This window comes from Pseudoalteromonas sp. JB197 (genome assembly GCF_002332205.1).
Lineage (GTDB): Bacteria > Pseudomonadota > Gammaproteobacteria > Enterobacterales > Alteromonadaceae > Pseudoalteromonas > Pseudoalteromonas nigrifaciens.
Map to the genome: position 1 here is coordinate 295,250 of NZ_NRGZ01000001.1, position 22,724 is coordinate 317,973.

General features: G+C 41.6%; 19 protein-coding genes. 11 read left to right on the plus strand and 8 right to left on the minus strand.

What is annotated here, in order from left to right; all coding sequences use genetic code 11:
• The first annotated feature begins 17 nt into the window (after nt 1-17).
• A complete protein-coding gene (locus CIK86_RS01420) occupies nt 18-1,094 on the plus strand; it encodes an endonuclease/exonuclease/phosphatase family protein (RefSeq protein WP_086993221.1) in 1,077 nt (358 codons plus the stop codon).
• Between the two features lie 199 nt (nt 1,095-1,293).
• Here CIK86_RS01420 and CIK86_RS01425 read toward each other — a convergent pair whose 3' ends face one another.
• Nucleotides 1,294-2,673, minus strand: coding sequence for an NAD-dependent succinate-semialdehyde dehydrogenase (locus CIK86_RS01425; protein ID WP_086993220.1), 1,380 nt, complete (start codon nt 2,671-2,673; stop codon nt 1,294-1,296).
• Between the two features lie 286 nt (nt 2,674-2,959).
• On the opposite strand from CIK86_RS01425, the gene CIK86_RS01430 reads away from it, so the two are divergent.
• Together CIK86_RS01430 and CIK86_RS01435 are read left to right on the plus strand one after the other, a co-directional pair.
• Complete coding sequence (locus CIK86_RS01430) at nt 2,960-3,526, plus strand: Crp/Fnr family transcriptional regulator (protein ID WP_086993219.1); 567 nt, start codon at nt 2,960-2,962, stop codon at nt 3,524-3,526.
• Between the two features lie 48 nt (nt 3,527-3,574).
• Nucleotides 3,575-4,072 carry a YgjV family protein gene (locus CIK86_RS01435; protein WP_086993218.1) on the plus strand — a complete coding sequence of 166 codons (498 nt, stop codon included), beginning with the start codon at nt 3,575-3,577 and terminating at the stop codon, nt 4,070-4,072.
• A 34-nt stretch (nt 4,073-4,106) separates the two neighbouring features.
• Here CIK86_RS01435 and CIK86_RS01440 read toward each other — a convergent pair whose 3' ends face one another.
• A complete protein-coding gene (locus tag CIK86_RS01440; protein WP_086993217.1) occupies nt 4,107-4,619 on the minus strand; it encodes an NUDIX domain-containing protein in 513 nt (170 codons plus the stop codon).
• A gap of 229 nt (nt 4,620-4,848) precedes the next feature.
• Between CIK86_RS01440 and CIK86_RS01445 the strand changes: the two genes are divergently transcribed.
• From CIK86_RS01445 to CIK86_RS01465, 5 genes are read left to right on the plus strand one after another with little or no spacing between them, the layout of a single operon-like run.
• Complete coding sequence (locus CIK86_RS01445; protein ID WP_086993216.1) at nt 4,849-6,189, plus strand: sigma-54 dependent transcriptional regulator; 1,341 nt, start codon at nt 4,849-4,851, stop codon at nt 6,187-6,189.
• 15 nt (nt 6,190-6,204) lie between these two features.
• A complete protein-coding gene (locus CIK86_RS01450) occupies nt 6,205-6,411 on the plus strand; it encodes a hypothetical protein (protein ID WP_011329047.1) in 207 nt (68 codons plus the stop codon).
• A 26-nt stretch (nt 6,412-6,437) separates the two neighbouring features.
• Entirely contained in the window at nt 6,438-7,922 is a 1,485-nt protein-coding gene (locus CIK86_RS01455; RefSeq protein WP_086993215.1) for a sensor histidine kinase, read from the plus strand.
• Entirely contained in the window at nt 7,923-8,384 is a 462-nt protein-coding gene (locus CIK86_RS01460) for a response regulator (protein WP_064667249.1), read from the plus strand.
• A 21-nt stretch (nt 8,385-8,405) separates the two neighbouring features.
• Nucleotides 8,406-10,373 carry a hybrid sensor histidine kinase/response regulator gene (locus tag CIK86_RS01465; protein WP_086993214.1) on the plus strand — a complete coding sequence of 656 codons (1,968 nt, stop codon included), beginning with the start codon at nt 8,406-8,408 and terminating at the stop codon, nt 10,371-10,373.
• Here CIK86_RS01465 and CIK86_RS01470 read toward each other — a convergent pair.
• The 3 genes from CIK86_RS01470 to CIK86_RS01480 are packed head-to-tail and all read right to left on the minus strand — an operon-like array spanning nt 10,357 to nt 14,024.
• On the minus strand, nt 10,357-11,361 hold the full coding sequence (locus CIK86_RS01470; RefSeq protein ID WP_064667251.1) for a LacI family DNA-binding transcriptional regulator: 1,005 nt from the start codon (nt 11,359-11,361) through the stop codon (nt 10,357-10,359). The genes CIK86_RS01465 and CIK86_RS01470 overlap by 17 nt on opposite strands.
• Before the next feature lie 11 nt (nt 11,362-11,372).
• Entirely contained in the window at nt 11,373-12,704 is a 1,332-nt protein-coding gene (locus CIK86_RS01475) for a glycoside-pentoside-hexuronide (GPH):cation symporter (protein WP_064667252.1), read from the minus strand.
• 21 nt (nt 12,705-12,725) lie between these two features.
• Nucleotides 12,726-14,024 carry a GH1 family beta-glucosidase gene (locus CIK86_RS01480; protein WP_064667307.1) on the minus strand — a complete coding sequence of 433 codons (1,299 nt, stop codon included), beginning with the start codon at nt 14,022-14,024 and terminating at the stop codon, nt 12,726-12,728.
• 281 nt (nt 14,025-14,305) lie between these two features.
• Between CIK86_RS01480 and CIK86_RS01485 the strand changes: the two genes are divergently transcribed.
• Genes CIK86_RS01485 through CIK86_RS01495 form a run of 3 tightly spaced genes read left to right on the plus strand, consistent with a single transcriptional unit; the run spans nt 14,306 to nt 19,132 of the window.
• Nucleotides 14,306-15,568, plus strand: coding sequence for a sugar MFS transporter (locus tag CIK86_RS01485; RefSeq protein ID WP_064667253.1), 1,263 nt, complete (start codon nt 14,306-14,308; stop codon nt 15,566-15,568).
• Between the two features lie 16 nt (nt 15,569-15,584).
• Nucleotides 15,585-18,104, plus strand: a complete 2,520-nt coding sequence (locus tag CIK86_RS01490) for an exo 1,3/1,4-beta-D-glucan glucohydrolase (RefSeq protein WP_086993213.1) — start codon at nt 15,585-15,587, stop codon at nt 18,102-18,104.
• Complete coding sequence (locus CIK86_RS01495) at nt 18,095-19,132, plus strand: glycoside hydrolase family 16 protein (RefSeq protein ID WP_086993212.1); 1,038 nt, start codon at nt 18,095-18,097, stop codon at nt 19,130-19,132. The genes CIK86_RS01490 and CIK86_RS01495 overlap by 10 nt, the downstream gene beginning before the upstream one ends.
• Before the next feature lie 79 nt (nt 19,133-19,211).
• Here CIK86_RS01495 and CIK86_RS01500 read toward each other — a convergent pair whose 3' ends face one another.
• From CIK86_RS01500 to CIK86_RS01510, 3 genes are all read right to left on the minus strand, one after another.
• On the minus strand, nt 19,212-20,237 hold the full coding sequence (locus tag CIK86_RS01500) for a cupin-like domain-containing protein (RefSeq protein WP_176359651.1): 1,026 nt from the start codon (nt 20,235-20,237) through the stop codon (nt 19,212-19,214).
• The gene (locus CIK86_RS01505; RefSeq protein ID WP_086993210.1) at nt 20,237-20,962 is read right to left on the minus strand and encodes a SapC family protein; all 726 of its coding nucleotides are present in this window, start codon (nt 20,960-20,962) and stop codon (nt 20,237-20,239) included. Before CIK86_RS01505 ends, CIK86_RS01500 begins: the two co-directional genes overlap by 1 nt.
• 70 nt (nt 20,963-21,032) lie before the next feature.
• Complete coding sequence (locus tag CIK86_RS01510) at nt 21,033-22,580, minus strand: tryptophan halogenase family protein (protein ID WP_086993209.1); 1,548 nt, start codon at nt 22,578-22,580, stop codon at nt 21,033-21,035.
• Nucleotides 22,581-22,724 lie beyond the last annotated feature (144 nt).

Here is a 22,724-nt window from a genome sequence, read left to right on the forward strand (position 1 = left end):
AACCAACAGGAATTTAAATGTTTATTACGCTGGCAATAATAACAAGCTTTTTATTATTTATAACGCTATTACCTATGGCGTATAGCCAGCATTATCTGGTGCGTGGTTGCGACTTTATTCGCTTACAAGTGTTTTATATTGCAAGCTTTATAGCATGTGTTGCTGGGTACTTTGCATTTAATAACGCCACAGACTTTTTGTATATTGTTGCAGGCGCTGTATTAATTATGTTTTTACAGGGAAAGTGGATATACCCATATACTTGGCTGGCAAAAAAAGAAGTGCAAAGTGCCTCAAAACACATCGCGCACAGTGTAAGGATTATGTCGGCAAATGTACTTATGTCGAACCATAACAGTGAGCAATTAATTAGCTTGGTTAATCAGCATCAACCCGACCTACTTATTACCCTTGAAAGTGACAGCTGGTGGCAAAATAAGTTATCAGTACTTAAAAAAGACTATCCATATTACATAGAGTGCCCTAAAGACAACCGTTACGGCATGCATCTATACAGTAAATTTAAAATATTTGACGCGCAAATATGCCAGCTAATAGAAGACGACATACCGTCAATTCATATTTTATTTGCAAGTGCACAAGGGGTTAAAATGCAAGCGCACTTTATTCACCCAGCGCCACCAAGCCCCACCGAAGAAGACTCATCGCGGCCGCGCGACTCAGAACTAATTATGGTAGCAAAAGCACTTAAAAACCCAACACGGCCAACCATAGTTGCCGGCGACTTAAACGACGTAGCTTGGTCGCGCAGTACCCGTTTGTTTATGCAAATTAGTGGCTTATTAGACCCCCGTAAAGGCCGTGGCTTTTACAACACGTTTCATGCTAGTTACTTTTTTATGCGCTGGCCGCTGGATCATTTATTTCACAGCGAAGGGTTTAAAGTAAAGCGTATTAAACGATTAGCTAAATATGGTTCAGATCACTTCGCGCTATTAACCGAGCTAACCTTTGAAAATGCCGACCAACAATCGCTAGAAACTAAATCGGCGCAGCACAAGCAAGAAGAGATTCAACAACTCGCTATGAGCAAAGCAGATAAAAGAAAAGTGCCAAGGTTTGAAAAGAGTTAAGCTTTCAGTAATTAATTTAAGAGCTTAGGCGCTGCGTTTTAGCACGTGATAAAAATGATGAGTAAAAGTGCGATATAAAATCGTAATAACAAAAATTGATGTTAGATAAATTGAATACAAAAACACCGCGCTGCATTAGCGCGGTGTTTTATTTTACTTTCTAGTAACGAGTGTTTAGTACTCGTACTTTATAGTAAGTTTATGAGCTGTGGATCATGATGCTTTTAACGTTCACAAATTCGCGCATGCCAAAGCCGCCGTGCTCTCGACCGTAGCCACTTTCTTTAACTCCACCAAATGGTAAGTTTGGTTGCGCTAAACCGTAGCCGTTTATGTTGATCATGCCGGTGTCGAAGTGCTTTTTAGCCAGTTCAATGGCTTTTTTCAAGTCTTTTGAGAAAATGCCGCCACCTAAACCATAGCGAGACGAGTTAGCAATTTTCATTGCATCGTTGTTGTCTTTCGCTTTTATAAGCGAGGCAACAGGGCCAAATAATTCGTCGTCGTATGCTGGCATACCTGGCGCTAAATTATCAAGTAGCGTAGGAGGGTAGTAAAAGCCGGTTTGCTCTGGTATTTCACCACCGGTGACTATGTTTGCTCCTGCTTTAACCGATTGCATTACTTGCTCGTGAATACCGTCGCGTAAATTTTTACGTGCCATTGGGCCTAAATCAGTGCCGTCGGCCATTGGATCGCCCATTTTCATGGCTTCAAACTGCTGTTTTACTTGCGCTTTAAAGTCATCATACAAAGACTCAACCACTACAAAACGTTTTGCCGAAACACACGTTTCGCCGTTGTTGATCATACGTCCTGTTACACAGGTTTTTACGGCAAGCTCTAAATCGGCGTCATCAAGTACTAAATATGCGTCGTTACTACCAAGCTCTAGTACGGTTTTTTTAACGTATTTACCCGCTTGCTCGGCCACTTTTTTACCTGTGCTATCGCTACCGGTAAAGGTAACGCCGCTAATCGCTTTATGCGCTATGAGTGCGCTGGCTGTTTTGCCATCAATAAGTAGGTTACTAAAGCAGTGCTCAGGAAATCCGGCTTGTTTAAACAAGGTTTCAATTTTTTCGGCCATACCAAATACATTACTGGCATGCTTTAACACTGTGGTGTTACCGGCCATAATATTAGCGGCGCTGTAACGAATTACCTGGTAAAGCGGAAAGTTCCAAGGCTGAATGCCAAGTAGTACACCCGTAGGCTGATAGCTAACAATTGCGCGACCGCCGTCCATGTCACGTTCTTCATCAGCAAGAATTTTAGGGCCGTGCTCGGCACTATAACGACAAATGCCTGCGCACAGTTCAACTTCTTGCAAACCTTGGGCGTATACTTTACCCATTTCTTCGGTCATAAGCTTGGCTATGGCACCTTTTTGCTCTTCGAATAATGAAGCTAATTTGTTTAAGTGTTTTGCACGTTCGGTCACTGACACTAAGCGCCACTGTAAATAGGTTTGATGAGATTTTTCGATTACCTGCTCAGCTTGCTGTTGCGACAGCAGCGTATAGGTATTAATGATTTGCTCAGTTGTTGGATTGATCGTATTAACTGTGTTGCTCATTGTAATCTCCTCTATGTTTGTCTGTACTGAGAAGTGCAAAGGTAATGCCAGTTAAGGTTCTATTCGAGTTTATTTATAAGTTTATGTTATTAATAAATTTAATGTTTTTTATAATATGAATTTAATATTTTTATAGTTTATTTATCTGTTATATTTTGTAAACAATGCAAGTAGCTGCAAAATTTACAAGAAAATTAAAGTAATTTACGTGTTTTTAGGCTTAGCTTTTTATTATTAGCTTGCTAGTTAGAGCCAGTAAACCCTCATCAAAAAATGGTTAATATAAATGAATGAAATTTCAATCTTGCCGCTAGGCGATAGCTATCAAGAACTTGCTGCAAATTTAAAACTGCAACTTGCAGCGCAATACCCAATTAAGCATATAGCGCGCGATACCGTATTGTTACAACAAGGGCAAAAGCAGCGTTATGGCTATTTAATTCTTGATGGGGTGTTAGGTGCAATACATGATGATGCACAGGGCGGGCAAAGGTGTAAGGAGTTTTACTTTAAAGATGAGTTTGCGCTACTTTATGGAAACTGGCTAACGAATACCGCAGCGTTTTATCAACTAAAAGTAATTAATAGAGTAAGCGTTATTAGCGTCCCATTGAATGTATTTAATCAACCCGAATGGCAAATAATTAAGCAACAACTTATTGCGCAGCAGCTTATATTTAAAGAAGCCAAAGAAGCATTTTTATTGCTTAATACACCCGAGCAACGCTACCGTTATTTATTAGCCGAAAAGCCCCATTGGTTGGCGCAGCTAAGTTTAACTCAAGTGGCTATGTATATTGGTATTTCGGCAATTTCTTTATCAAGAATTCGTAAACGACTTAACTTAAGTTAAGAGTAATAACGCTAAAGCTAGTTAGACTTGCTGCTTTAAGGAGTCACTATGTTTTTAATTGCTCAGTCGTTAGTTGCTATAGCAACATTACTTGACCTTGCTTCGTTTCAGTTTAAGTCACGTTCGTTAATTTTAACCTGCTTATTTATGTCGGTATTACTGACTGCAGTGCACTTTTTTATATTGGGGCACAATAGTGCAGGTTGCTTAATGTTAATTGCTGCCTTTAGGTATTTTTACTGCATTTATGCACGTAAAACGTGGGCAATGTATGCTTTTATGCTGCTGTGTTGCGTGGCTGTTTATTTTACTTGGCAAGATTGGTTTAGCGCACTGGCACTTATTGCGACATTAATTCAAACGTTTGCATCGTTTCAAAAGCACGACTTACATATGCGTTTATGTATGGTTGTAGGTACTTTATTTTGGATAAGCCATAACGTTTTTGCAGGCTCTCCGGTCGCTATTGTTATGGAAAGCTTATTTTTAAGCAGTAATTTAGTTGGCTTGTATCGTTTTTATAGCACAAAAAAAATACCTTGTTGAGCTTTACTCAGGTGTAAGTAAAGCTAATTACAGGCTATAACTGTTTAGCTATTTCTTTGAGTAAATAGGTTTCGCGAATAATCGACAGCCCTTGCTTATCGCTGGTGGCAAGTGTTCGCTCGTTATGCTCAATTGCTTCATTTATATCTACCCACTTGGCAACCATACCATTTTGTTGCTCGTAGTGTTCAAGCTGCGCTTGGCCTAACTTTTGGTCAATATTACATACATAGCAATAAGACTTTATATGAATAATGTCAAAGTCGTCTTTGTACCAAGGGCGGTACTCTTCATATAGGCCGAACTCTTTTTTTATTACTATATTTTGTGCGCCGGTTTCCTCTTGTAGCTCACGTATTAACCCTTGCTCTATACTTTCGTGCTCATCAACACCGCCACCAGGTAAACTAAAGTCATCGTATCTCTTTGTATACATTAATAAAATATGCTGTTTATGCATGGCAATAGCGCGGGCGGTAATACGTGTAAATTGGCTGCCTTGTTCAATATTAATACTTGGGTGAATGAGGGTTTTTAATGGGCGCATTGGCTCTCCTGTAATAAAGTTAAATTATATCAGTTATTTATTTTAGGTTTTTATTAAATAGTATATAAAGTGAGTGTTTTTTAAGTTTAAGTACATCAAGTATGCTTACACTGTTCACTGATGAAAATGTAACTAAATAATATAAGCTCTGTAATTTAAGCTACAAATAGCGCGCCTTTCTTTTAGTGCTAAGGCCAAGTAGAATAATAAAAAAGCATAGGGATTAATCATGTTAAATATACTATTAGTGGACGATGACGTTGAGTTTAGTGACGTGGTTTGTCATATAGTCGAATTCCTCGGCCATAACATAAGTACAGCAACCAGTTTAAAAGAAGCCCATCAGTGGCTAGAAAACAATAGTTTTGATCACATACTGCTCGACTTTATGCTCCCCGACGGTAGCGGCTTACACCTACTAGATCATTTAAAAATGATAGGCCATTCACCTAAAATAACTCTAATATCTGGGCACCCTTCGGTAAAGGGGATTTTAGCCGACATGTGCGAACCTAATGTTGCGCATTTATTAAAGCCATTGCAGCGTGAAGATCTTGAAAGGGTGTTAAATGGCCCGAAAAAAACCATTAAAAAAACGAAATCATCAGCTATAACCCGCCATTTTGGTACGCTAATAGGCGAGTCTACAGCAATGCATAAGCTGTACACCATGATAGAGCGAGTATCTAAAACCCACGCCAACGTAATGCTTATGGGCGAAAGTGGGGCGGGTAAAGAAGTGGTTGCTCAGGCAATTCATAATGCCAGCGAATGTGAAGGGCCGCTGGTGGCAAGTAACTGTGGTGGTTTTTCAAAAGAGTTAATTAGTAGTGAGCTGTTTGGCCATGAAAAAGGCGCATTTACCGGTGCTATTGCACGTAAAGAAGGCGTGTTTGAACAAGCAAATGACGGCACGTTATTTTTAGACGAAGTAACCGAAATGCCAATTGGTATGCAACCTAACTTACTGCGCGTGCTAGAAACAAAAAAAGTAACACGTGTTGGCGGAAACCGCGAAATACCTACAAATTGCCGAGTTATTTCCGCGACTAACCGCTCACTTACCGATTTAGCGCAAAATAATATTATTCGTGAAGATATTTACTTTAGATTGGCAGTGTTTCCTATTGATATACCGGCACTGCGCGATCGTAAAGAAGATATTCCACTATTAGCAAACGCCTTTTTAGAGCAATTAAATGATGAAAATGGCACCGCATTTAACTGGAATAACGAACAGTTAAAAGAGCTACAAAGCTATGACTGGCCTGGTAACGTGCGCGAACTGCGCCATGCAATACATCGTGCGTTTATTATGAGCGATCCACAAACCAGTGATATTACCTTACCCGATAATTTAGAGTCGCCATTTTCAAAAGTGAATAGCCAAGTTAACGACAAGCAAGTGTCGGCAGGACAAACCATTGAAGAAGTAGAAAAAGAACTTATTCATGCCACGCTCGATAAAGTACAAGGTAATAAAACACTGGCTGCACAAATGCTGGGTATTAGTACTAAAACACTTTATAACCGCTTAAATGCTTATGGTGGCATTGGCGAATATAAATAAAATTTGAGGAAAACAATGAGCAATCACAGTAAAAAGCCTCTAAATGAGTTAGTACACGATGCTAGAGCGCCACTTAATCGAATTTCGATGAATGCAGAGTTGATAAAGCTGGTGCTAGAAAACGATATGCCAAAAGAGAAAGCACTCGATGCGCTAAATAAAATTATTGCTAACTGCCAACAGTGCAGCGAAAGCTTACAAACAATTACAGACTCGCAATAATTTATCTCTTTGAATTAGGATGCTAAATGAGTACGCAAAAAGAACCAAGTAAAGCTAATGTCATTTGGGCAACATTTATTGTTGTGGTGTTATCTATCATTATTGGTAATGCATTTTTGGCAGTAAATACCATACAAGGGTTAAGCCAAACGCAAAATAGTTTAGACAATACCAGTATGCTCACTACCGCTATCGAAAAGTTACACTTGTCAGTTGTGCAGGCAGAGTCGGGTCAGCGAGGTTATTTACTTACAGAAAAAAGTGATTATTTAGTTCCTTATTACGATGCACTTGAGCAACTTGAGTCACAAACTGAGCATGTAAAATCGTTAAGTTCAGAAATTAATGGCCAGGCAGAGCGCATTGCACTGTTATTGTCGTTAGTGGATCAAAAGGAAATTGAATTAAAAAAGACCGTTAACTTAGCGCAAAATAATAAAGAGCGCAGTGCGCTGTATTTAGTTAACACAGATAAAGGACGAGAGCTGTATAAACAAATTCGCTTAGCGGTAAACGAAATTCAAGACCGAGAAATGTTGTTTAAAGTTAGCCATTTTTCTAAGTTAGCAAAAATAAAAAATGAAGCTAAAATTACTTTTGTCATTACTGCAGTCACTAGTGGCTTGCTAATTATAGGCATGTTTGTACTTACACGGTTAAATTTAAGAAATGCTGCGCAGTATCGTGCAGAGCTTGAAAAACAAAACGAAACCTTAGCCAACAAAGTAACAGAGCGAACTCAAGAGCTAACGCTTTATTCAGATGAGTTGAGCCGCAGTAACCGCGAGCTAGAAGAGTTTGCCTTTGTAGCAAGCCATGACTTGCAAGAGCCGTTGCGTAAAATTCAAGCATTTAGCGATCGTCTCGAAACTATGTTTAAAGACGAGTTAGGTGAAAAAGGCATGGATTATATAGCGCGCATGAAAAATGCAGCGCAGCGTATGTCTAATTTAATTAATGACTTATTAGAATTTTCGCGTATTACCACCCGTGGCAAAAATTTTGTTGATACCGATTTAAATAGTGTATTAAATGATATTTTAAGTGATTTAGAAATTGCTATTAAAGAGTCTAATGCGCAGATTAATGTGGGCGATATGCCAATAATTCAGGCCGACCCAAGCCAGATGCAACAGTTATTTTTAAACTTAATTTCAAACGCAGTTAAATTTAGGCATCCAGAACAACAACCGGTTATTAATATTGAACACATAAAAACGAGTGAGTTTAGTGAAGGGCATAATACCGAAGTTTGTTGGCAAATAATTACCGTTAAAGACAACGGTATTGGTTTTTCGCCAGATTATGCAGATAAAATATTTGTTCCATTTCAGCGTTTACATGGTCGCTCGCAATATAAAGGCACCGGCATAGGTTTATCTGTTTGTCGGCGTATAGTAGAGCGTCATGGCGGTACTATAACAGCACAAAGTAACATGGGTGAGGGTGCAAGCTTCATAATAAAACTACCTGTGGAAAGTGATCTTTTCACATTGCAAGGAGAGGCTTAAATGCCGTTCACTAAAGTAAAGCCAATCACCATTTTAATGGCTGATGATGACGAAGATGATCGTTTGTTAACCCAAGATGCTCTCGTCGAAAGTCGTGTGTTGAACGAGTTGTATTTTGTTGAAGATGGTGTGGAGTTGTTGGAATACCTTGAACGTAAAGGTAAGTTTGAAGACCGTGACTCATCGCCGCGACCGAGTTTAATTTTATTAGACTTAAACATGCCACGTATGGATGGTCGAGAGGCACTGCAAGCAATCAAAGCAAACCCGAATTTAAAAGGCATTCCAGTGGTGATTTTAACCACCTCAAAGCAAGAGGAAGACATGGTTAAAGGTTACGACTTGGGCGCAGCCTCGTACATCACTAAACCAGTTACCTTTGATGGTTTAGTTGATTTGATGAAAACACTCGGTAAATACTGGGTTGAGTTTGTTGAATTACCGAGCACCTATAACGATTAGAAAATAACTACTGGAGACACTATGTTAGATAAGGCAACTAAGCTGCTACTTGTTGAAGATGATGAAGACGATTACATTCTTACTTGTGATTACCTTGAACAGCTTAGTTCCCATACATTTGATATAGAATGGAGCAGTGATCCTAAGCAGGCAGTACAACTATTAAGTCAAAATCTGCATGATATCTGCCTGCTTGACTACCGTTTAGGTGCATCTGATGGCCTTGTGGTATTAAAGCAAGCGGTCGAAAATGGCTTCACCGGGCCAATTATTATGCTTACTGGGCAGCCAAATGATGAACTTGATTCGGCTGCCCTAGATGCTGGTGCGGTTGATTATTTAGTTAAAAACGAAATGAGCAGTAGCCGTTTTGCGCGCTCAATTCGTTATGCATTAGCCCGCAGAGATATAGAAGAAGAGCGGATCGAGCGTTTAAAAGCGGAAGCAGAAAACCGCTCTAAAGATCGTTTTTTAGCCCATTTGAGTCATGAGTTACGCACGCCTTTATCTTCCATTCTCGGTTATACTGAATTGCTGATGCAGAGTGACTTTAACGAACATGCCAATAACGAGCTTGGTGTTATTTACCGCAACGGTAAACACTTATTAAGTTTGTTAAATGACGTGCTCGACCTGTCGAGAATAGCCGCCGATAAATTAGAGCTCAGTCGCAGTGACGTCAATCTTGATAGCCTGATGGCTGATGTGTTTACCCTGATGCGAGTTTCTGCACTTGATAAAGGCCTATCACTGCGCTTTGAGTCGTTACAACCTTTACCGTTAGTAGTGAACATTGATGCGACGCGGCTTCGACAAATTTTAATTAATATAATCAATAACGCGATTAAATTTACCGAGCAAGGTGAGATCATCGTTCGCGCGTGGACAAAGGTAATTGATGGCACAGAAATGCTGTTTTTTAGCATTAAAGATTCGGGGATGGGCATTGCTCCTGAAAAACAAGCGCTGATATTTAAGCCGTTTGAACAAATAGCCGATGTTGAATCGCGATCTGTTGGTGGTGCTGGATTAGGACTGGCGATTTGTTCAGAGTTATTGAGCCGTATGCAAGGCGGTATTTCCTTAGAATCTGCAATAGGCAAGGGCTCTGAGTTTACTATTTCCCTGTATCCGGGCAATATTCAAGCGGTAGAAAGGCGCTTATTAAAGCTTGATTTAACCCCTAATATGCAGCAAAAAACAGCCCCGTGTAAGGTTAGCGGCCGAGTGTTAGTGGTTGATGATTTACGTGATTTACGGGTGCTCGTCGGGCATATGATTGCCTCCGCAGGAGCGAAAGTAGATTACGCCGAGCACGGCAAGCAAGCACTTGATAAAGTAGCTAATGCGCAGCAGCAAGGCAATCCATACGATATTGTTTATTTAGATATTCATATGCCAGTGATGGGCGGTAAAGAAACCGCCATTGAGCTGAGAAAAGCTGGGTTTACAGGCGCCATTATTGCGCTTACCGCCGCAACAATGAAGGGGATCCATAGTGAGCTGACGGCGCTGGGTTTTAATGATGTGATAGGTAAGCCTGTCGATGCCACTCTGCTGTATTTGTGCTTACAAACCTATTTAGCTGATAATAGCCAAAACTCCCCAGAGGTTCTGCCTCCTGTAGATTCTGTACAGAGCAAAATGCGCTTTTTACTCGTTGAAGATGACGCTGATGCAGCGCAAATAACTCAATTGTTACTTGAAAGCTTAGGTGTGCAAACCAGTATAGCTACCAGCTATGAGCACTGCGTTGCTATTTTAAAAGTCGATAGCAACTTTGATAAGGTTTTGCTAGATATGCATTTACCAGATGGCAGTGGTTTAGAGTTAGCAGCTTATACCAAGGAGCATTACCCCGAGATATCTCGAGTTATTGTCAGTGGTATGCAGCCTGAGCCGCTACAACTAGAGCAGCTTAATATCGAACACGTTTTATTAAAACCAATTAATCTTGCATTACTAACCCAGCTTATTGAGGGTGAGTAAGTACTGATTGGCGAATGATTAATTCAGGTTCAAATAACGTTTGTAATGGCGGTGTGTTTTTTTGATAAACGTTACTCAAAACCCAGTCCGCAGCCATACGACCCATTTCATTTATGGGGTAATTTATGGTACTCAGTGGCGGGTAAACATGGCGGGTAAAAAACACATTATCATAACCCATAATCGATAATTGTTCGGGTAATTTAAGCTTACATTCTCTTGCTGTTGCCATCGCGCCGGTGGCCATCTCATCATTGGCACAGATCAGAGCAGTAAATTGTGGCCCATTATTATGCAAGTATTGGAATCCAGCTGCACCGCCATCTTCCATAAAGTCACCTTGATACAGTAATTGTTCATTAAAGCTCAAGTTATACTCTGCAAGGGCTTGCTTATGGCCGGTTAAGCGATCTTGGGCATCTTTTTTCCACAGTGGACCACTGATATAGGCAATATCGGTATGGCCTTGCTCTAAAACATATTTAGCGGCTAAATAGCCACCTTTTACATTGTCTAAAATAATACAACGTGATGATAATTCTGCAATATAGCGGTTGATGAGCACAAAAGGGGTTTTCCCTTTACTAAGCTCTATCAAGTAGTCATCACTGATCGCTTCAACATGCAAAATCAAAGCATCGCAATTACGGCTAATTAAAAACTCAATAGCCTGTTGCTCTCGCTCTTCATTACTGTGACCTGCTGCAATGATCACGTGTTTACCCTGCTTGCGAAAGGCGGTCTCGATGCCACTCATCATCGGGCCATAAAAAGGACCGTGCAACTCAGAAACAAGCAATCCTACGCTATTTGAGCAATTTGACGCTAACGATTGAGCAATAGAGTTTGGCCTATAGCCGAGTTCAGTCATTGCGCGAGTTACTTTTTCACGCGTTGCATCGCTGACATTAGCATTATTATTCATCACTCTTGAGACGGTTGCTAACGATACGCCTGCAAGTTTTGACACCTCATAAATGGTGGCCATGCAATTCCTTGTTAAATACGACTTTTAACTGCGAGCTCAGCCGATATTTGCTGAACAGTTTGATTATCAAGAATATACCTTTTCATAATTAATGCGACAAGTATGCTGCCAATTGCTGGAAATAAGGTAAATGAAATTAAAATACCATCGCGGGTTGGCTCGCTTAACGCGGTATTTGCTTGGTAGCCATAATAAGCCAGTAACCAGCCCGCGATAGCGCCGCCTAAAGCAAGGCCAAGTTTAATGAAAAATACCACGCTGGCATACACTAGGCCGGTTAAACGGTGACCATTTTGCCACTGTCCGTAATCGATAGTGTCAGCCATCTTTGCCCATAATAATGGGGTGGCCATTTGTGTAACAAAGCACCACAAAAAGTAAATAGCAAAAGCCCATATCAGTTGTTCACCAGGGAGCCAAAAAGCAACGCAACTGATTATGGCGGATAAGTATTGTAAGTAGATATAGGCGGTTTTTTTGTCAACGCGCTTACTCAAAGGTTGCGCGCAGGCACAGCCCAAAATGTTGCCAATCATACCTATGGTAACAAATGCGGTGACCAGATCAGCCTCACCTAGTACATACTTAACATAGTAAATTGCTAAGGTGGTACGTAAAACCATGCTGGTTAATAGCATCAAAGAGGCTGCACACAGAACTTTAAACGGACCATTTTGCCAGAGCGTATGCATTTGCTGTTTGAGGTTTAGTTGCTTATATTGCTGAGCGACGACACGCTCTTTGGTAAAGCGAAAACAGATCAAAAATAACGCCACACCTAAGCAACTCATGATCACCATAGTTAGCTGATAGCCTAGTGCATTATCGCCTTTACCAAGCCAGTTTACTAAGGGCATAGTACAACTACTAATAATCAATCCACCCAGCATACCAAACACAAAGCGATACGATTGGATGGATACCCGCTCTGTAGGATCTTTACTAAGCACGCCACCGAGCGCTGAATAAGGAATGTTAATAGCGGTGTATACCAGCATTAATAGCGTATACGTTACAAATGCGTAGATCACTTTACCGGTGTCGCTAAGATCTGGAGTGGTGAAAGTAATAATGCTGATCACCCCAAATGGTAGTGCTAACCATAACAAATAGGGGCGGTAACTGCCGTATTTAGTGCGGGTTGAGTCGGTCAACGAGCCCATTAGCGGATCAGTGATCGCATCAATGACACGCACTACTAAAAACAAAGTGCCGACGATTGCAGGCGAGATGCCAAAAATATCAGTATAGAAAAAAGTCAAAAATAGCATTACGGTTTGAAAAATGATGTTACTGGCAGTATCACCTAAGCCATAGGCTATTTTTTCTTTTTTAGTTAGCATAATTGGCACTCAATATTATTATTATTTTTTACGTTGTTGCAGTAAGTTGCGATATTGTTTAGCGCTTTCTTTTAGTATCCGTTGTTGATTTGAATAGTCAATATAAACGAGTCCAAAGCGTTTTTCATAGCCGTATGCCCACTCAAAGTTGTCCATTAAACTCCATGCAAAGTACCCTTGGATATCAACGCCTTGTTGTATTGCATCATGAACAGCATTGAGGTGCGTATGATAATAACTCACTCTTTCTAAGTCAGTTACTTGCCCTTCGTACAAATGATCAGCCATGGCCGCGCCATTTTCAGTTACATATACTTTAGGTAATTGATATTGTTCATTTAATGAAACTAGTAACTCTGTTAAGCCTTGTGGGTATACTTCCCAGCCCATATCAGTGACTGGTACATTAGCAATACTCGCTTCGGCAAACCAGTTATCCTCAGTGCTACGATAGTGTATTCGGGTATAGTAATTAACACCAATAAAATCAATTTCTTGGCTAATTATTGCCATATCTCCTGCAGCAATCACAGGTTGTGCATTTTCGTTTAGTTGGCTGAGTAAGTCAGGGTATTGCCCTTCTAATACGGCTTTGATATACCACTGATTATGATATTGATCTGCAAGCATTGCAGCTGTTTTATCTGCAGCGGTAAGCGGGTAGCTGGGGCTAAAGTTAAGTACAATGCCAGCTTCTACTGTAGGGCAATTTTTACGTAATACTTGCATCGCAAGGCCATGGGCGAGCAGCAAATGATGGGCCGCTTGACGGCCAGCTTGCTGACTTTTTATACCTGGGGCATGAACACCTATTTCGTACCCTAAGTAAGCGCTGCAAAATGGTTCATTTAAGGTGGCATAGGAATCAACCAGCCCAGTAAGCTCTTTACTTACCACATCAGCATAAGCTGCAAAAGCATAAGCGGTGTTACGATTTTGCCAGCCACCATGATCTTCTAAATGTTGCGGAAGATCCCAGTGATATAGGGTGACATAGGTTTTAATATTACGTGCTTTTAATGCAATTAATAGATCACGATAGAAACCAATTCCTTGTTTATTCACTGTGCCATCTTGATGCAGTACGCGTGGCCATGAAATTGATAGCCGGTATGCGTCTACGGCTAAGTTTGCAATCATTTCAATATCTTGTTGCCATAAATTGACATGATCACAAGCAATGTCGCCATGGCTATTATCAGCAATTGTGTCTGGTTGCGCGCAAAAGGTATCCCAAATACACGGTAGGCGGGTATCACGTGATCCTTCAATTTGAAATGAAGCGGTTGCTACGCCAAATACAAATTGCGGCGTTAGCATTGGTGAATTAGATGGCAGTGATATAGTTTTAAATTCGCTCAAGGTGCACCTTTTAACTTTCAGTAGTAGCAATCGCTTTATATTTATTTTGTAGACAGCATAGCTGTTCAATGTAAGCGCTTACAAGTTTTTTGTAAATAAATTGCTAAATTCGATTTATATGTTATAAATGTAAGCGCTTACATTTAATGTTGCAACTATTATTTGCTTTTATAATTTTAATAAAAAAGCACCTATGTAGTTGTAATAAACTGATAATTAAAAACAATTAGAGATTTAATATGGCACATGTTACACACACTTTGGCAGAGAACGAACATAGCCAGCAACCTATGAGCAAGCAAACGTTTGCTTTAACGTCGTTGACCACACTGTTTTTTATGTGGGGATTTATTACCTGCTTAAATGATATTTTGATCCCGTATTTAAAAGGCATGTTTTCGCTTAATTACACGCAGGCTATGCTAATCCAGTTTTGCTTTTTTGGTGCTTATTTTGTGATGTCGATTCCTGCAGGGAAGTTGGTCAGTAAGATAGGTTATCAGTTTGGTATTGTTGTCGGGCTTGTGGTCGCCGCTATTGGTTGTGCGCTTTTCTATCCAGCAGCAGTCGCACATGTTTATGAGTTATTTTTACTGGCGTTGTTTGTATTAGCGTCTGGTATCACTATTCTACAAGTATCAGCAAATCCGTATGTGAGTGTACTTGGCTCGCCTAAAACAGCTTCATCACGCTTAACGATGACCCAAGCATTCAATTCATTAGGCACTACCATAGCGCCTATTTTTGGCGGTTGGTTAATTTTAACTGAAGTGAGCCAAGCAACAGCTGAGCAAGTTAAATTCCCTTATTTAATGTTGTCAGCCAGTTTATTAGTCCTTGCGGTTATCTTTGCATTTTTAAAGTTGCCTAAACTAGGCAAAGAGAGTGACTCAGCAGCACAAAGTCAGCAGGTTGAAGGGTTTGTTGATTTAGGCAGTGTATGGCAATACCGTCATTTACTTTTTGGGGCACTCGGTATCTTTGTCTACGTTGGGGCTGAAGTTGCCATTGGTAGCTTTTTGGTTGGTTTTTTAACGCTTGATCATATTAGCAGCTTAACGGAGCAACAAGCCGCTCATTATATTAGTTATTACTTTGCCGGTGCGATGATAGGTCGATTTATTGGTGCGGTTGTGATGCAAAAGTTTGATGCCGGTAAAGTGCTTGCCTGCCATGGCTTGCTTGCCATTGTGCTGATTATTATGGCAATGACCGGACAAGGTGGATTCGCTATGTGGGCGCTTTTACTGGTTGGTTTGTGTAACTCAATTATGTTCCCAACTATTTTCAGCTTAGCGTTGCAAGGGCTTGGTAAATACACTTCACAAGGCTCAGGTATTCTTTGTTTAGCAATTGTTGGTGGTGCGATTATTCCATTACTACAAGGTGTGCTCGCTGATAATATTGGTGTGCAGTTAGCACTGATGTTACCAATAGGTTGTTATTTATATATCACTTACTTTGCGCTGTTTGGCTCAAAAGTATCTTCAACTCGTCATTAATATTTAGGTGAAAAACATGACATTAAAAAAACCATTCACTCTTACTGCGCTAATGATGGCGGCCATAGCGATGAACGGCTGCTCAGGGCCTGAAAAAATGCAAACGAGTAAAGTAGTCGATAACGAAATTTGGCCAAAAATTACCACAGGCATTAAAGATGATGCCGACATGGAAGCGGCAATTGCGAAACTGTTAAATAGCATGACCTTGGAGCAAAAAATTGCGCAAATGATCCAACCTGAAATTCGCGATATAACAGTCGAAGATATGCGCAAATATGGCTTTGGTTCGTATTTAAATGGTGGCGGGGCGTTTCCTAATAACAATAAACACGCAACCGCGGCTGATTGGATAGAGCTTGCTGAGAAAATGTATCAAGCATCAGTGGATGATTCCCTTGATGGCATTAATATTCCGACAATGTGGGGAACCGATGCAGTACATGGCCATAACAACGTGATTGGCGCAACCTTGTTCCCACATAACATAGGTTTAGGTGCTACTAATAATCCTGCATTAATTGAAAAAATAGCCGCAGCCACTGCGCAAGAAGTAATGGTAACAGGCATTGATTGGGTATTTGCACCAACTGTAGCCGTCGTGCGTGACGATCGTTGGGGTCGTACTTACGAAGGGTATTCAGAAGATCCTGAAATTGTTCGTGATTATTCAGCGGCAATCGTAAAAGGTCTGCAAGGCGCGGTTGATAAAGATTTCTTATCTGATGAGCGTGTAATTAGTACCGTGAAGCACTTTTTAGGCGATGGTGGAACGCAAGGCGGTGATGACCAAGGTGATAACATTGCATCAGAGCAAGAACTATTCGACATTCATGCACAAGGCTATGTTGGCGGTTTAGGTGCGGGCGCACAAACAGTGATGGCGTCATTTAATAGTTGGCATGGTGAAAAAATTCATGGCAGCAAATACTTATTGACCGATGTGCTCAAAGGCAAAATGGGTTTTGATGGTTTTGTTGTAGGTGACTGGAACGGTCACGGGCAAATTGACGGTTGTACAAACGGTAACTGTGCACAAGCAGCGAATGCTGGTTTGGATGTGTACATGGTGCCAACCGATGCCTGGAAACCGCTTTATGAAAATTTAATTGCTCAAGTAAAAAGTGGCGATATTGCGCAAAGCCGAATTGACGATGCCGTGACTCGTATTTTACGCGTGAAAATGCGCGCAGATTTATTTGATAAACCAAGCCCAGCGCAGCGTCCGTTATCAGGTAAAACAGAAGTAATCGGTAGCGCAGAGCACCGCGCTGTGGCAAAGCAAGCGGTACGTGAGTCATTAGTTTTACTTAAAAATAAACAACAGCTATTACCACTTTCACCTAAAGCAAATGTGCTTGTGGCAGGTTTAGGTGCTGATAATATTGGTATGCAATCAGGTGGCTGGAGTATTACATGGCAAGGGACTGGTAACGAAAATAGCGATTTCCCAGGTGGTACGTCGATTTTGGATGGTATTGAACACACCGTTAAGCAAGCAGGCGGGCAAGTTCAGTATGACTTAAATGGTGAGTTCAATACTCGTCCAGATGTTGCAATCGTGGTGTTTGGTGAGCAACCTTATGCAGAAGGCAACGGCGACTTAGACAACCTTGAATATCAACGTGGTAATAAAACAGATTTAGCCTTGTTGCGTAAGTTTAAAAAAGCAGGTATTCCAGTCGTATCGCTATTTATTAGTGGTCGCCCGATGTGGGTAAATGCAGAATTAAATGCCAGTGATGCCTTTGTTGCTACTTGGCTGCCAGGTAGTGAAGGGGATGCCTTGAGCGATGTGTTATTTGCCAATGCTGATGGTTCTGTAAACCATGACTTCAAAGGTAAGTTATCATTCTCGTGGCCGAATAACCCAATCGACAATGCCAATCGAGGAGACGCTGATTACTCGCCGTTGTTGCCGTATGGTTTTGGTTTAACCTATACAGATAAAAACACCTTAAGTGATGACCTTCCAGAGCAAAGCCAAGGAACACAGCAGCTTGAGGACTTAGTGTTATTTGAACGTGCGGTAAAAGCGCCGTGGAGCCTACAGTTGCAAAGTGGTGAGCAACAAAAAACCATGGCAAGCAGCCGAGAGTCTGTTGGTGCAATCAGCGTTAAAACCTTTGATAAAGACGTGCAAGAAGATGCGCGTGCTATCACTTTTACCGGTGAAGAGCTGGCTGCAGTACGATTAATGGCGCCGTTCCCATCTGACTTACGTTCGTTTGTTGAAAAACAAGGGCAGCTACAGATGCAGATCAAAGTCGACAAAGCAGGCACCAGCCCATTGTGGTTAGGTATGCAATGTGGTGATGATTGCCAAGGTAAATTAGATATTACCGAACAACTAAATAATGATTCACAGTGGCAAACACTGAATATTGATTTAGCGTGTTTTGCTGAGCAAAATGTAAACCTAGGTCAAGTGTTCTCACCATGGCAATTAAGCACTCAAGGTGATTGGCAGCTATCAATTGCTAAATTAGCAGTAAGCACTGAACATGCACAGGAGTCAGCTATTTTATGTCAATAAAAACTCCTGCAATTATCTTGTTGGCGGGCGCACTTAGCGCCTGCCAACAGGTAGAACAAACAGAACCTGTCACTGCCAGTTTGGGGGAAGGCTGGCAACTCGTTTGGCAAGATGAATTTAATGGCTCACAAATTGACTCACAAAAGTGGCAGCATGAAGTCAATTGTCGTGGTGGCGGAAATGACGAGAAGCAGTGTTATACCGCCCGAGCAGAAAACAGTTTTGTTGAGCAAGGGTTGTTACATCTCGTTGCCATTAAAGAGCAGTACACGGGTCCTAAATTTAATCGTGATGAGGTTAATAGCGATGCAGAGCGCTCACTCACCCAAACCCAACCGTTTACCTCTGCACGGTTACGCAGCAAGGGCTTAGGGGATTGGCGATATGGTCGCTTTGAAATTCGTGCTAAGTTGCCTGCGGGGCAAGGTGCATGGCCGGCGATTTGGATGCTACCTACTGATTGGGAGTATGGCCGTTGGGCTTCTTCTGGCGAAATCGATATTATGGAAGCGGTTAATCTTAAAGTGCCAACCGATGATAAAACCGCGCCCGTAGGCACTTTAGAGAGTCGTGTGCATGGTACTTTGCATTATGGCGGTCCAGCACCGAGCAATGTTTACAGTGGTACAGCGTATACTTTTGCTGGCGATCAAAACCCTGCCGATACCTTTCATGTTTATGCTCTTGAGTGGCAGCAAGATGAAATGCGCTGGTATGTAGATGATATTCATTTTGCTACCTTTAAAAGTGAGCAGTGGTATTCAGTTAGTGAGCAAGCTGATGGTACGTTAGTGGAAAACTCAGGTTTTGCACCTTTTGATAAGCGTTTTCATATGCTGTTAAACTTTGCCGTCGGCGGTAATTGGCCTGCCAACGTGAACGAAAAAGGCGTGGATGAAAGTGGTTTTCCAAAGCAGATGCTGGTGGATTACGTGCGAGTATTTGAGTGTAGTGTTAACCCACAAACGGGCAAAGGCTGCGCAACTTATCAAGATTCTGCTAAGCAGATAATTGGTAAACGACTTTAAGTTATTTGGGTCTTTAGCCTGGCGTTACATCGCCGAACTCGTTGTAATCGCAGGCTTAAGACTCATCTCAGTTCTAGTATTAACGATTTAATTTTTGTAGTAATAACTGGCGAATTTTTCGTGCCGTCAGTTCATCCACTTCTCCAAGAATGCCTTTTACATCATCAGGTGTGTGTTCGCCAAGCCTTGAATTGTCATTAAATACATAATGATTAAAGAAGGTCTGCCAGTTAGCTTTATGGCTTGCGGGTAAATCTTTAATTGCCAGCATGCTATGCAATAGCGCATCAAATGGATTGGCTAAATGAACAGCCGCTTGGCGCCACCAATAGTTGACCAGTACATTAAATTCCCCTTGTGCGCTTACCTGATGCCACCAAAGTGCAGGAATGAAGATGCCATCCCCCGGTGCTAACTTTGCGCTGAGTGCGTTTTGTAGCGCCTGTGCAAAGCGGGGGAAACGCTCCAAGTCAGGCTCCGCAAAATCCACTAAGCTGACGGCTTGTCCAGCTGGGGTAAATTCCAGCGGGCCAATATATAAGTTATCTACTTGTTCTGGCGGGAATAATATGAATTCACGGCTGCCGGCTGCCACACAGGCAAGGTTGTCGGCATTATCATAATGGGCGGCAATTTGGCTGTGATTACCCACCCACAAGCTCTTTAAGCACTTATGAGGCGTGACCTGTAACGGGTTGTTGGCAATAAACTGCGGCGCACAATAATCACACGCCGTTGAGCCCATATAATAAGAGTCTGGTTCGGCTATCGTCTTCGCTTGTTCTAATTGGCCAAGTAATGCAACTAAATTGCTGGCATATTGGCTAAAATTAAAGCCGCTCATTTGCGCATTGTAAAAATAACGGCCACGCTCTTTGGCTGGGGCTGAAAATGCCCGCACCGGTGAGTCGCTCGCAAGGCTTTTTAAATAACTCAGCGCCTGTTGATCGCTTTGTTTGGCTTGCTCAACCATAGGCCAGTGCGTGCATACGTCTTTGATCACAATAGGGATTGTTTGCTCGGCTAAAAAGCTCGGCAAATCGTCGATGTCATCAATATGGCATTGCCTGACTTGCTGCTTTATTTGTTGAGCTGCGCTTGGCATTACTGCTGCGCCCATTTTTTATTAAGTAAGGTAGGGATCTGTTCAAGCGATGCAATTGCCATATAAATAGCCTGCAAATAACCACTGTGCTGTAAGGTTTGCAGTTGCTCGCTGGTAAGGGTATTTAAGCTTTGTTGATTGATAGTATAAAAACCGCCGACAGTGACTTTATCAGCATTTTTTTGCTGGTATTCAATTGCAAATGCTTCGAGTAAATCAAGCTCAAGGAGTTGTGAAAAAAAATCCGGAAGGGCTTGGTTTTCAATATGTAGGGTATTCAATACTTGAGCAATATGGCTTAAGTAGTCGCTATTGCCGCCGTGTTCTAAAAACACAGCTTCCCCTTCTGTTGTATTAATACGTGGGCTGTCTAAATCTACATGCACCACTAATGATTGCTCAGGTATGCCTTGGTTGTACTGCGTTTGCTGGCCGATTAAAAAAGGTTGGCGTTGCATACTCAGTGGTAAATAATTCAGTGCTAAATTGCCTTGTGTATCGAGTAGTAGGTTTTCGCCATTTTCAAAGCCAAATAAGGCTAATGCTTCAAACTGCCCTGACTGTGGGTGCTTACGAAATACAATGGGTTGATTAGCTTGTACTTTAGTGAATTCACTCGGGTAAATAGCTGTGCAGCTGATGTTATCGCCCCATTTTGCGCCACGTTCGGTGATCACTTTTAATTCTTTATGACTAATATTATCAAGTAAAACATGGTTGGCCATGTGGCCTCCTGATTTTAAATAAAGTTAATTCAATTGGTTAACTTAAACCTGTTAACTTAAACCTGTTAAGTTAAATAGGCTGTAAACCAAACTTTTGAATATGTTCCAGTAACTGGCGGTTAGTGGGTAAGTTGGCTAACCCTTGCTTTGCAGCTTGCTGATTATTGGTAAAATGCTCAATGATACTCGCGGGCATGTTCATTTTAGGAAATGCCGGTAAGTGCTTCATACCGTATAAAATAAACTGATAACTCGCCGCTGAAAATACTTCTTGGGCACGATCAAAATCATTGAGCCAAGGGCTTTGATATTGCCATAGCGCAAGGTTATCAAGCAGGGTTTGCGGTATTGTGCTGGTATCTCTATGTGCTTGCCAATAATCACTGCTGCGCTCAGATAACACATAGTGTAATTTTAAAAATTCAATCACCCGTTGCCAGCGGTAATGGCACTGCTGATCATAGCGTTTACTGAGATGTGGCATGGCATTGCGCTGGGTGGGAAAGTTAGCCAGCAGGTAGTTTAGGCCCAGCTCCAGCTCCACCATCACTAACGCCGATGCTTCAAGTGGTTCAATAAATCCAGCCGACATACCAATAGCAACACAGTTTTTATACCAAAACTGGCTGCGATAGCCTGGCGTAAAGCTCAGCTCACGCACGCTTAATTGGCTGGTATCTAGCTCTTTTTGCGTGTTGCTTAAATAAGCTAATAGCTTGTCAGTTGCGCCCGCTGCGGTTTCAAATTCACTTGAGTAAACCATGCCAACACCACGGCGACTTTGCAAGCCAATATCCCAAATCCAGCCAGTTTGTTGGGCGGTTGCTTTAGTATATGAGAGAATGTCTTGTTGCCTATTGCTGTATGGTACTTGTGCCGCCACAGCGCGGTTATTAAATAAAATGTGCTCTTGTGGCTCTAATTCAATTGCATAATGTTGGCTTATTAAACGGGCATGATGGCCGGAGCAATCAATAAATAAATCGCCCTGCAATAACCCTAAATCGCGGGTAGCTAGAGCACTAATATAGCCATCTGCATCGTTAATCACCTCATCAACATGGCTCACTAAATGGGTAACGCCTAACTTATCTATACAGTGGCGTTTAAGCAGTTCAGCAAATTTACCCGCATCAAAATGGTAGCCATAATTGGCGTCACTTTGATAATCGCAGTGTAAATGGGTTTTAGGGGCCTTGTGGTGATCGCATAAATAGCTTTGACTCGATACCGCATGACTAAAGCTAACGGCATGATGCTGGCCAAACCAATAGGGCGCAATGTTTAATTGCTGATAGCCAACCGGTAAGCTAAACGGGTGGTAATAGTGCTCATTACCTGCATCGTTTATCCACCCATCGAAGCGCGAGCCTTGCTTAAATGACGCATCACACTGGCGAATGAATTCTGTTTCACTTACTCCAATGGTTTTCAGGGTTTGCCGTAGGGTGGGCCACGAGCCTTCGCCGACACCTAATATTGGCACGTCAGGTGATTCAATTAAGGTGACCTTTGCCTGACGCGTCAGGTGTGGTTGTGCTGCTATTAAGCCAGCCGTTAGCCAACCAGCGCTGCCGCCACCAACAATAACAATATGTTTAATTTTATTATGGTGCATAAAACCTTCTTATATACTGGCTATATTCATAACTTAGCTTAGCAGTCAGATTTTTGATATCTCTAATATTAACGCTAAGAGGATAAGCAGATAGGGTCAGTTAACTTTAAAATGAAAAAAAGCCGCTTAAAAGCGGCTTTTTAA